Annotated in this window: 10 protein-coding genes and 2 pseudogenes; 8 read left to right on the forward strand and 4 right to left on the reverse strand. The window is 61.5% G+C overall.

Annotated elements, in window-relative coordinates:
- Positions 1–15: 15 nt before the first annotated feature.
- From rfbC to asnB, 5 genes are read left to right on the forward strand one after another with little or no spacing between them, the layout of a single operon-like run.
- Positions 16–588: a dTDP-4-dehydrorhamnose 3,5-epimerase gene (gene rfbC, locus B6V76_RS18610; RefSeq protein WP_088728175.1), complete on the forward strand. Its 573-nt coding sequence runs from the start codon at positions 16–18 to the stop codon at positions 586–588.
- A complete protein-coding gene (gene rfbB, locus B6V76_RS18615; protein WP_088728176.1) occupies positions 585–1,622 on the forward strand; it encodes a dTDP-glucose 4,6-dehydratase in 1,038 nt (345 codons plus the stop codon). The genes rfbC and rfbB overlap by 4 nt, the downstream gene beginning before the upstream one ends.
- A complete protein-coding gene (gene rfbD / locus B6V76_RS18620; RefSeq protein WP_088728177.1) occupies positions 1,619–2,464 on the forward strand; it encodes a dTDP-4-dehydrorhamnose reductase in 846 nt (281 codons plus the stop codon). The genes rfbB and rfbD overlap by 4 nt, the downstream gene beginning before the upstream one ends.
- Complete coding sequence (rfbA, locus tag B6V76_RS18625) at positions 2,461–3,345, forward strand: glucose-1-phosphate thymidylyltransferase RfbA (RefSeq protein ID WP_088728178.1); 885 nt, start codon at positions 2,461–2,463, stop codon at positions 3,343–3,345. Before rfbD ends, rfbA begins: the two co-directional genes overlap by 4 nt.
- A 42-nt stretch (positions 3,346–3,387) precedes the next feature.
- Positions 3,388–5,373 (forward strand): asparagine synthase (glutamine-hydrolyzing), encoded by a 1,986-nt coding sequence (gene asnB, locus B6V76_RS18630; protein WP_088728179.1) that lies wholly within the window; start codon positions 3,388–3,390, stop codon positions 5,371–5,373.
- Positions 5,374–5,398: 25 nt separating this feature from the next.
- Here asnB and B6V76_RS18635 read toward each other — a convergent pair whose 3' ends face one another.
- A complete protein-coding gene (locus B6V76_RS18635; RefSeq protein WP_206184245.1) occupies positions 5,399–6,748 on the reverse strand; it encodes a glycosyltransferase family 4 protein in 1,350 nt (449 codons plus the stop codon).
- A 28-nt stretch (positions 6,749–6,776) separates the two neighbouring features.
- Positions 6,777–7,559 (reverse strand): YdcF family protein, encoded by a 783-nt coding sequence (locus B6V76_RS18640; protein WP_166504639.1) that lies wholly within the window; start codon positions 7,557–7,559, stop codon positions 6,777–6,779.
- A gap of 240 nt (positions 7,560–7,799) precedes the next feature.
- Between B6V76_RS18640 and B6V76_RS18645 the strand changes: the two genes are divergently transcribed.
- Positions 7,800–8,891 (forward strand): glycosyltransferase, encoded by a 1,092-nt coding sequence (locus B6V76_RS18645; protein WP_088728182.1) that lies wholly within the window; start codon positions 7,800–7,802, stop codon positions 8,889–8,891.
- Between the two features lie 144 nt (positions 8,892–9,035).
- Here B6V76_RS18645 and B6V76_RS18650 read toward each other — a convergent pair whose 3' ends face one another.
- On the reverse strand, positions 9,036–9,437 hold the full coding sequence (locus B6V76_RS18650) for a hypothetical protein (RefSeq protein ID WP_088728183.1): 402 nt from the start codon (positions 9,435–9,437) through the stop codon (positions 9,036–9,038).
- A 149-nt stretch (positions 9,438–9,586) separates the two neighbouring features.
- Positions 9,587–10,057, reverse strand: a pseudogene (locus B6V76_RS18655) (IS3 family transposase); the annotation flags it as partial.
- Positions 10,058–10,141: 84 nt separating this feature from the next.
- On the opposite strand from B6V76_RS18655, the pseudogene B6V76_RS20280 reads away from it, so the two are divergent.
- Both B6V76_RS20280 and tnpB read left to right on the forward strand, forming a co-directional pair.
- Positions 10,142–10,363, forward strand: a pseudogene (locus tag B6V76_RS20280) (transposase); the annotation flags it as partial.
- A 191-nt stretch (positions 10,364–10,554) separates the two neighbouring features.
- The coding region (gene tnpB / locus B6V76_RS18665) for an IS66 family insertion sequence element accessory protein TnpB (RefSeq protein WP_141104946.1) at positions 10,555–10,799 on the forward strand (245 nt) is incomplete at its 3' end.

Below are 10,799 nucleotides of genomic sequence, written 5' to 3' on the forward strand. Positions count from 1 at the left end.
ACAGGTTTCCTATTCATGATGATTGAGAAGACCAGCCTCGATGGGCTGTTGCTGATCACCCCGAAGCGATTCAGCGATCGCCGCGGATTTTTCTCCGAGAGCTATTCGGCGAAGCGATTTGCCGAAGCCGGGATCGAGATTGGTTTCGTGCAGGACAATCATTCGGTCTCGGAGGCCGTGGGCACGGTGCGCGGGCTGCACTTTCAGGCGCCTCCCCACGCTCAGGCGAAACTGGTGCGCTGCGGGCGCGGGCGGCTCTGGGATGTCGCGGTCGATATCCGCAAGGGCAGCCCGACCTACGGGCAATGGTTCGGCACCGAGCTGAGCTTCGAGAACGGCAAGCAGCTACTGATCCCGGCCGGGTTTGCGCATGGGTTCGTAACGCTCGAGCCGGGCACCGAGATCGTCTACAAATGCTCGGATTACTACGCGCCCGAGTGTGAAGGCGCGATCCGCTGGGACGATCCCGATCTGGGCATAGTCTGGCCGCTTTCCGCAGGAACAGAGCCTGTTTTGTCCGGCAAGGATGCCGAGGCACCTCTGTTCGCTACTTTCGATAGCCCCTTCACCTGGGAGGGCGCAGCATGAAGATCCTCGTCACCGGCGGGGCCGGGTTCATCGGCTCCGCCGTCGTCCGCCTCGCCGTCTCGCGCGGCCATGAGGTGGTGAACCTCGACGCGTTGACCTATGCCGCCTGCCTCGAGAATGTCGCGCCCGTCGCCGACAGCCCGCTTTATGCGTTCGAGCAGGCCGATATCCGCGACCCCGAGGCTTTGGCGGCGATCTTCGCCCGTCACAAGCCCGACGCGGTAATGCATCTCGCCGCCGAAAGCCATGTGGACCGCTCGATCGACGGTCCCGGCGCCTTTATTGAGACGAACGTGATGGGCACCTACAACATGCTGCAGGCGGCGCGTGCCTACTGGGAGGGTGAAGGCCGCCCCGAGAGTTTCCGCTTCCATCACATCTCGACTGACGAGGTTTATGGCACGCTCGGCGCCACCGGCCAGTTCACCGAAGAGACGCCCTACGCCCCGAACAGTCCCTATTCTGCCTCGAAAGCGGGCTCGGACCATCTCGTGCGCGCTTGGCACGAGACCTACGGCTTGCCCGTCGTGCTCACCAATTGCTCGAACAATTACGGCCCCTATCACTTCCCGGAAAAGCTGATCCCAGTCGTGATCCTGAACGCGCTCGCGGGCAAACCGCTGCCGATCTACGGCGACGGGTCCAACGTGCGCGACTGGCTCTATGTCGAGGACCACGCCGATGCGCTGCTGCTGGTGCTGGAGAAGGGCGCCTTGGGTCGCAGCTACAATATCGGCGGCGAGAACGAGCGGTCGAACCTCGAACTGGTCCAGACGATCTGCACCATTCTCGATAAACTGCGTCCGGGCGATGCGCCCTATGCCGATCTGATCACCTTCGTCACCGATCGCCCCGGCCACGATGCGCGCTACGCGATCGACCCAACCCGCATCCGCGAGGAGCTGGGCTGGCGCCCGAGCGTCACCGTCGAGGAGGGGCTGGAGCGCACCGTGCGCTGGTATCTCGAGAATGAGGACTGGTGGCGCCCGCTGCTGGAGCGGCACGGCGTCGGTGAAAGGTTGGGCAAGGCATGATCCTCGTCTTCGGACAGACCGGCCAAGTCGCGCAGGAGCTACGGCGCCTCGTGCCCGATGCGGCGTTCTTAGGCCGGAATAGGGTCGATTTGAATGATCCCGGCGCTACAGCAAAGGCGATCCGGGAGGCCAAGCCCGAGGCGGTGATCAATGCCGCGGCCTACACGGCTGTCGACAAGGCCGAAGAAGAAGAGGCGCTCGCCCAAACCGTCAACGGTGACGCGCCCGCGGCGATGGCCGAAGCCTGCCGCGACCTCGGCATTCCCGTCGTTCACATCTCCACCGATTACGTCTTCGACGGCTCGGGCGACGCGCCGTTCAAGCCCACCGATCCGACCCGCCCGCTGGGCGCCTATGGCCGCACCAAGCTCACAGGCGAAGAGGCGATCCGCGCTGCAGGCGGCCCCTTCGCCATTCTGCGCACCAGCTGGGTCTTCTCGGCCCATGGCGGGAATTTCGTGAAGACGATGCTGCGCCTGTCGGAAAGCCGCGATCACCTGACGATCGTCGCCGACCAGATCGGGGGACCGACGCCCGCCAAGGCGATCGCCGAGGCCTGCCTGACGATGGCGCAAGAGTTGCAGCGCGCGCCCGAGAAGAGCGGCGTTTACCATTTCGCAGGCTCTCCCGATGTAAGCTGGGCAGGCTTCGCGCGGGAGATCTTCGCGCAGGCCGGGCGCAGCGTGACGGTGGTGGATATCCCTACCGCCGAGTATCCGACGCCCGCAAAACGGCCGCTCAACTCGCGGCTCGACTGCAGCGACCTGGCCGTATTTGGCCTGAATAGACCCGATTGGATATCGGGATTGAATGAAGTGTTAACTGAATTGGAAGCGGTATGACGAAACGCAAAGGCATTATTCTGGCGGGCGGCTCCGGCACGCGGCTTTATCCTGTAACCATGGGCGTCTCAAAACAGCTTCTTCCGGTTTATGACAAGCCAATGATTTACTACCCGCTAACCACGTTGATGCTGGCGGGCATTCGCGAGATCGCGGTGATTACTACTCCGGAAGATCAGGCGCAATTCCAGCGCGTCCTTGGTGACGGTAGCCAGTGGGGCGTTGCGTTTACCTGGATTGAGCAGCCATCGCCCGATGGGCTGGCTCAGGCATACATTCTAGCCGAAGAGTTTCTTGATGGTGCGCCTTCGGCGATGGTTCTGGGCGATAACGTTTTCTTTGGCCATGGTTTGCCAGAATTGCTCGCCGAGGCGGATGCGCGCAGGACAGGCGGATCCGTATTCGGCTACCGGGTGAGCGATCCCGAGCGTTACGGCGTTGTTGCTTTCGACAAGGATGACCGCGCGCAGTCGATCGTCGAAAAGCCGGAAAAGCCTGCTTCGAATTACGCGGTCACGGGCCTCTATTTCCTCGACGGGAAAGCCTCTGAGCGCGCACGCGCGGTCGAGCCGTCCGCGCGCGGGGAGTTGGAGATCACGGACCTGCTTGAACAGTATCTGCAAGAGGGCACGTTGACGGTTGGTCGGATGGGGCGCGGTTATGCGTGGCTCGACACCGGCACCCATGCGAGCCTGCTCGATGCCGGGAATTTCGTGCGCACTCTGCAGGCGCGCCAAGGCCTTCAGGTTGGTTCTCCCGATGAGATCGCCTTTCAGAAAGGCTGGATTTCAGTCGACGCGCTTCGTGAGCGTGCAAAGACTTTCGGTAAGAACGGTTACGGCGCCTATCTCGAAGATGTCGCGCGCGGTGCGGGCAACTGAGATGCTGACCGGTTCGAACTCCTGCAGGGAAAGTCCTAAGTCATGTGCGGCATAGCAGGTCTTCTCGGTCCCTCAGGGGACCACGCGGCAGTCTCGCTTCAGGCGATGACCGACGCGATCACCTATCGCGGACCGGATGCAGAAGGCCATTGGTTCGATGAGGCCAGATCTGTCGGTCTCGGCCACCGTCGCCTCTCGATCCTCGATCTGAGCGAGGCCGGGGCGCAGCCCATGCAGTCGGCTTGCGGACGGTTCGTCATCGCGTTCAATGGCGAAATCTACAATCATTTGCGGCTGCGGCGGGAGCTTGAAGCCGGATCTGATGAGGTTTGGCGCGGGCATTCCGATACCGAAACGCTTCTTGCCGGGATCGTCGCTTGGGGGCTCGCGGAAACGCTTCGCCGCGCAAAGGGCATGTTCGCTCTGGCGCTTTGGGATCGGCAAACCAACAGCTTGTCGCTTGCCCGCGACCGGATGGGGGAGAAGCCTCTTTATTTCAGTCGGCTTGCCTCGGGATGGGCGTTTGCCTCGGAATTGAAAGCCTTGCTTGAGGCCCCAGGACTGGAGCCCCAGCTCAGTGCGAGCGGGATCCATGATTATCTCGAGTTCGGCTACGTTCCCGAGGGCGCGTGTATCTTCAAGGGTGTCGAGAAAGTCGCGCCCGGTCAGATCGTCACCCTGTCCAAGGAGAGCTCCGAGGCGACGCGGCTTTCTTTCGAAGTTTTCGCTGATCTCGCCGAAAAGGGGCTCTCACAGAGAGGGTATTCCGAAGGACAATCCGAGACCGTTCTCCTCGACAAGTTGGCGGCGCGTCTCGAAGAGGTGGTGGACGAGCAGAGCCTGAGTGACGTGCCACTTGGCGCCTTTCTCTCAGGCGGCGTGGATAGCTCCCTCATCACCAGCTTAATGCAGGCGCAAAGCCAAACGCAGGTGCGCAGTTTCTCGATCGGGTTCGGAGAGTCCCGCTTCAACGAGGCGCCTTATGCCGCCGCTGTCGCCAAGCATTTGGGGACGGCGCATACGGAATTCATCCTGTCCCAACAGGACGCGCTCGATCTGGTGCCGAGCCTGCCGCAAATCTATGACGAGCCTTTCGCTGACTCTTCGCAGATCCCGACGGCGCTTCTGTGTCGCGAGGCGCGCAAGGCTGTTACGGTCGCGCTATCCGGTGACGGTGGGGACGAAGTATTTGGCGGGTATAACCGGCATGTCGTCGGCCCGGGGCTCTGGGCGCGCGCACAACGCGTGCCTAAGATCGGTCGGAAGGCCGGGGCTGGGCTCGCTGCGGCTATCGGGCCGTTTCTCGTGTCCGAGGAGAGCCCCGCGCGCAAGATCGCCAAGCGGTTCCGTTTGCCGATTACGGCCGTCGATAAGCTGGCGCGACTGGCTCCCGGCATCGCTGCAGCGGAGAGTTTTGAAGATTTCTATCGCACTTTTTCGACGACATTCGCGCAGCCGAGCGAGGTCATACCAGATAGAGCGAAGTCTGATGGTCAAGCGATCCTACATGATGAGTTCCTCGCAAGGGTCACCCCGGCTGAGCAGATGATGGCATGGGATAGCGTTAGCTACCTCCCTGGAGATATTCTTGTGAAAGTCGATCGCGCAGCTATGCATGCCTCTCTCGAGACGCGCGCTCCATTTCTTGATGCACGTGTTGTCGAGACGGCCTGGGCGCTCCCCATGTCGATGAAGATAAAAGACGGTGTTGGGAAAGTCGCATTGCGACGATTGCTCGACCGGCATGTTCCGAGATCGCTCATTGATCGACCAAAACAGGGCTTCTCGATCCCGCTCGATCAGTGGCTCCGGATGGAGTTGCGCGGTTGGGCCGAGCGGCTTCTGTCGCAGCGCCATCTTTTTGCGCTCGCCAGCCTCTCTTTCGATCCGATCGAGCGGCTCTGGCAACAGCACCTCAAAGGGCGGGCAAATAATGGTCAGAAGCTCTGGACGGTGTTGATGCTGCTCGCATGGCTTGAGGCAAATGAGACATGGCTGTCCGAGGGGCAGGGGCGTCGCGCCGCGTGATATCCTGGCGCGAGGCTTGGGTGGATCAGCCTCGCGTAACCCTGCCAATCGCCTCGCGATAGGCCTTCACCACAATCCGCTGATCGTATTCCCGCTCCATCTTGGCGCGACCTTCACAGCCCATCTGAGCGCGTTGCTCAGGGCGGAGCGCGAGAAACTCTTGCATCGCGTCGGCTAGGCTCGCCGCGTTGCGAACCTCGCACAGATAACCCGAGACGCCGCGATCCACGACGGCGCGGCAGCCGGGCACATCGGTTGCGATAAGAGGACGGGCCATGGCGGCGGCCTCGATCAGGGTGCGCGGCGCACCTTCTCGGTAGGAGGGGAGCACGACGCAACTGGCCGCCTTGATCGCTGGGCGCACGTCTGGGGTCGTGCCCAGATATTCCACCACACCTTCGGCGACCCAGCCTTCGACGGTCTCGACATCGATCGCGGTCCGGTTCTCAGAGCCCACCGCCCCAAGCAATTGAAAGCGCGCCTCGGGATGGCGCGCTTTTGTCGTTCTGGCGGCCTCGACGAATTCCAGCACGCCTTTGTCCCGCAACAGGCGCGCGATCATCAGGAAGGTGGGCGGGCTATCTTCGGTGGGCATTTCTTGCGCGGCGAAGCGCTCGAGATCGATCCCCGAGCCTGGCAGGAGCTTCGCTTGGTCGCTTTTAATCAAGCGCCGGTCGAGGAAAAGTGCCGCATCGTCTTCGTTCTGAAAAAAGATCACCGGAAGCTTCGCGAAAGCGCGCCGATAGAGCATCTCCGCGACGCGCTGGAGTAGCCCGCCGGACAGGAAGGCCGTGCCCAAGCCCGTGACATTCGGTATGAAGGGCACGCCCGCAGCTTTTGCCGCCAGGGCCCCGAAGATGTTATTCTTGATCGTGTAGCTCAGGCCTATATCGGGCCGCTCTTTGCGTAAAATGCGCTTGTAGCGTCGCATCAGCTTGAAGTCTTCTGCCGGGTTCAAACCCTTCACGCTCATCTCGAGCGGGATGAAGCGGCAGCCGAGCGCCTCGAGGTCCGGCACAGTGTCATCGCGCGGGGCAAGCAGGGTGATCCTGTGACCGTCAGCAATGAGAGCTTCAACGATAGGGCGTCGGAAATTCCAGATATTCCAAGCCGCGTTCACCGTCATGAGAATATGCATGCCGCGCTTTGCCCCGCTCTTCGATCCGGTCGCGAGCCTCCTATCGGATCGGCAGAGGGAGGGAAAGGTCGGGCTGAGTTGAGTGCTCTTGGCTCGGCAAGATAGCGCACCGCTATTCGAGCACACATGTCCTTCAAGCGCGTTGCGGGCGAGGGAGGAGAACTTCTTTTTTGGGCGACGGCCCGGGAAAAATCTGTTTGACCCGTCTATAGATGCTCCCTCCGGAGGATGAAACAAGTCGTGCTTTCGTTACCACCCGGATAACCTATCTCCCGCTCGCGGCGTAAGCCGCGATGCCAACCCATTCCTTGATCGCGAGATCCAGCGTGTCGAGATGGCCCGCGAGATCCCAGCCGATGCCATCGAGAAACCCCTCTGCGCGATAATCGACAGGGTAGGGGACGAGCCCGTCCCATCCGGCGCGCTCAAAGCTCGCCATCGCACGTCTCATGTGGAAGGCGCTCGTGACGAGCACCCAGATCTCGCCCGGTTTGGGCTGCGCGAGATCGTGGCTGAGGCGCGCGTTCTCACTGGTGTTGCGCGAGCGGCTCTCGAGAAGGAGCCGCGTTTGCGGGATACCCGTTTCCCGAAAGGCGGCTGCCATGACCTCGGCGCCGGGCATGCTTTCTCTTGCCAGGTCGCGCAGGGCGCCGCTGCCGCCAGAGAGCAGGATCCTTGCATCTGGAAAGCGATGCGCCAGGGCGAGCCCAGCGGTAACGCGCTCGGCGGCGGCGTTGAGTTGGACTTGATGGTGGCGGGCCGTGCCGTCGCCATCCTCCGCGCCGCCCAGGAGGATGATCCCGTCGACGTGAGAAAGTCGTGGGTTGGTCGGATAGGTTCGCTCCAACGGGGCGATCAGGAGATCGCCGAGAGGAAAGATGCCCAGAGCGAGCAGGGCTGCCAGCGCTAGAGAAAGCATCCTGCGCGACGCGCGTATGCGACTCCTCACGAGCGCAAGGAGAGCGCCTGCGAGCAAAAGCGCTTCCCAAGTTTCCGCGCGCAGCAGGAGGGCTGCGAGCTTGGAGGCGATGAAGAAGATCGTGTCCATGAAGCTCTTGTCGGTGCTTCGGCGCTGATCCGCAATCGCCATTGTTGCCTGGCCCTGATGCGCAGCATGGCTCAATAGTGAAATGCTTCGCCGCCCATGGCGGATTGGCCGTTTTGACTTGGATAGAGGTCCTGAGAATGTTAACCGGCTTTTAATTAATAAGTTTAAATTCTCCGAACGTCAGTTCGCGCGCATCGCGCTTCGCCAGGCTCTAGGGGATTGATTGAAGGAATTGGTGCATTGCCTTCTTATCTCGACGCTGCCTTTGCCATCTCCTTCCTTCTCTCCGGCCTCATCGTCGTCTCTCAGAAATTTCACGGCACGCTGACACATGACGGCAGCGATGGCGTGCAGAAGATTCATGATGCTCCGACGCCGCGGATCGGCGGAATCGCAGTGTTGTTGGGCGCCTGTCTCGCTGCAGTCATGTTGCCGGTTGAGGCGCGCAGGCTTTGGTGGATGATTTGCCTCTGCGCGCTCCCCGCGTTTCTCTCCGGCGTGATCGAGGACATCACCAAGAAAGTTTCGGCGAAATGGCGCCTGGTGGCGACGGTTCTTGCCGGGCTGATATTCTGTTTGGTGTCTGGCTATCATATCGAGCGCGCGGATATCCCGGGGCTCGATTTCCTGTTGAGCTATCCGGCCTTCGGAATCGCACTGAGTGTTCTGGCGATCGGCGGCATCGCCAATTCGTTGAACATCATCGATGGAGTCAACGGGCTCGCGTCGGGCACCGCCCTCATTGTCTTGAGCTGTTTTGCGATCCTTGCGGCGCGCTCGGACGACGTAGCGCTTCTCGCGATATGCCTGCTAATGATCGGCGCAATCGCGGGTTTCTTCGTGCTGAACTTTCCCGCTGGAAAGCTCTTTTTCGGCGATGCCGGGGCCTATACGACGGGGTTCGTGCTTGCGGTAATCGGGATCATCCTGCCTGTGCGTAATCCGGAATACTCGCCGCTGATCGCGGTTCTAGCCTTATCCTATCCTTGGATCGAGACGCTTGTGTCGATCCGTCGACGCGCGAAACGCAATGGGACGACCCCCGGAGAAGCGGATCGGCTCCATTTGCACAGTCTTGTCTATCGTAGCCGCGCCAAGCGAATAGCGGAGGTGATCGGTGTGCCTCGGATGCGCAATCCGATTACGAGTGTTTTTCTCTGGCCGCTCTCGTTGATCGCCTGCACGATCACGGTCGTCGCGCCCGGCGATCCCGTGGCGCTTGGCTGCGGGGTCGGAGTGGTCTTCCTGATCTACCTGCTGATCTATCGCCGCGTCGCGCTGCTGAGCCGCCTGCGTCGCGCGCTGTTCGAGCAACTCGCTCAGCGCGCCTGATTGTCGGACGAATGCCCGCTTCTCGCGCAGACCATGTCGTGCGTCGGCGGGCTTAGGCAGATCCAGCTGGTCAGCGCCGGATGCTCCTCGCATTTCTTCTTGGAGGGACTTTCCGGCCCGCAACCCGAACCAATGAAATGGGCGTCAGGAGCGAGCCTGACGCGCCCGGATGCCAGGGGTGAGCAGGGGACGCAAATCTTCGAAAGTTTCGCCGCCGCGAAACCGCCCGAAGGCAAGCGCCAATCGCTTCACATGCTTGGCTTCGTCGACGTCGAAGAGCTCGGCGCAATGATCGGCGGTCCGGGCAGCGAGCATTTGGGAGAATGGCCAGGCAGCCGAAGGCGCGCGGCAAAACGTGACGGCAATCGTGCGTTCGGCAGCGAAGAAGCGCCCGCGATGATCGAAGTCTCCGGGAGGGTTGGTGCGCCGTTCCTTGCGGTCGAGATATTCGAACGCCGCCGCGATTTCGGCGCTGGTATAGGCGAGGCTGGTTGCGAAGACCGCGAAGTCATGACGCGGGCCCGAGTTGGGGAGGATGTCGAGCATGATGTTGTCCTTTGCTTTCTGAGTGATCTCAGTTTAGCCGAGGCGAGTGAAAAATCGGTTTTGAAAAATCTCGATAATCTCTCGGTTTGGTCGAATTATGTGGACAACTCGGGCAGTCACCTCGGAAAGTGCTCATAAGCACACGGACATCCGACGACACGACACGAGAAGAGATCGATGACAACGGCAAGATAGGCGAAGCCTTCCTGCGTGCGGATATAGGTGATGTCACTCGACCATTGTTCTTGAACCAATGGCGAACAAGGTCTCGTCCCAGACGCTGTCCGGTGTCGCTACGTCAAACCGCCGGTCCAGTGTGTTGTCGACGACCACCGAGGGCTTGCCGCCATACTTCCCCGGTCGACGCTTGTAACCGATCTGCGCCTTGATGCCGGCCAGCTTGGTCAGGCGGGCAACACGGTTCAGGCAGACGCTTTCGCCTTGCTCGGGAAGGTCGTCATGCAGTTTGCGGTGACCGTAGACCTTGCCACTTTCTACCCAGCCTCCTTCAGCAGAGCAATCTGCCGCTCCTCTTCTTGAGCTCGCTTGCTCAGTGGGGCCTTCAGCCACGCGTAGAAGCCACTCGGCTGAACACGTAAGCAGCGACACATCGCCCGAATGTAAGCGGTGTCTGAGCGGCACGTTGTCTACGCCGGCGCGGACTGCGAGGTGATACCCATCTCAAGATGGGAGTGCGTTTCGCAATGGATGCTCAGACTGCGTTTCTCAGATCGCTGGGAGTTGAGATCTTCGAGAGCGGGCACCGCCGGTGGCCGGAGAAGGTGAAGGCACAGGCTGTCGCGGAGACACTTGAGCCGGGCGCGACGGTGAACGCCGTGGCGGCGCGTTACGGGATGAAGCCGAACCAGTTGTCGGCGTGGCGATGCCTGGCCAAACAGGGCAAGCTGGTCCTGCCCGCCGCCGAGATGTCGGATGAGCCGACTGCCTTCGCGCCGGTTGTCCTGTGCGAGCCGAAGCCCCCGCAGGCGCCGCAGCCCTCGGGGCAGTCGGACGACAGCCTCCACCTCGTCTTCGGTGACGTGACGATCGCGCTTGCCGCCGACACCCCGGCAGTGCGGATTGCCGAGATCGTCCATGCGCTCGGGTCGTCCTCGTGATGATGCCGTCCCACACCGTCCGTATCCTCGTGGCGACCCAGCCGGTCGACTTCAGGAAAGGCCACGACGGTCTCGCCGCGCAGGTCGCATCGGTCCTGAAGGAGGATCCGTTCACTGGCACCGTGTTTTTGTTCCGCGCGAAGCGTGCAGACAGGCTGAAGATCCTCTTCTGGGACGGCACCGGGCTGGTGATGGCCTACAAGCGGCTTGAGGAGAGTTCCTTCATCTGGCCGGCGGTTCGGGA

The organism is Thioclava sp. IC9, from assembly GCF_002213225.1.
Taxonomy (GTDB): domain Bacteria; phylum Pseudomonadota; class Alphaproteobacteria; order Rhodobacterales; family Rhodobacteraceae; genus Thioclava; species Thioclava nitratireducens.

Bases quoted from the DNA above. Each gene is read 5' to 3' on its own strand.
- rfbA (WP_088728178.1), top strand. From the start codon at position 2,461: ATGACGAAACGCAAAGGCATTATTCTGGCGGGCGGCTCCGGCACGCGG.
- rfbC (WP_088728175.1), top strand. From the start codon at position 16: ATGATGATTGAGAAGACCAGCCTCGATGGGCTGTTGCTGATCACCCCG.
- rfbD (WP_088728177.1), top strand. From the start codon at position 1,619: ATGATCCTCGTCTTCGGACAGACCGGCCAAGTCGCGCAGGAGCTACGG.
- asnB (WP_088728179.1), top strand. From the start codon at position 3,388: ATGTGCGGCATAGCAGGTCTTCTCGGTCCCTCAGGGGACCACGCGGCA.
- rfbB (WP_088728176.1), top strand. From the start codon at position 585: ATGAAGATCCTCGTCACCGGCGGGGCCGGGTTCATCGGCTCCGCCGTC.
- B6V76_RS18640 (WP_166504639.1), bottom strand. From the start codon at position 7,559: ATGGACACGATCTTCTTCATCGCCTCCAAGCTCGCAGCCCTCCTGCTG.
- B6V76_RS18650 (WP_088728183.1), bottom strand. From the start codon at position 9,437: ATGCTCGACATCCTCCCCAACTCGGGCCCGCGTCATGACTTCGCGGTC.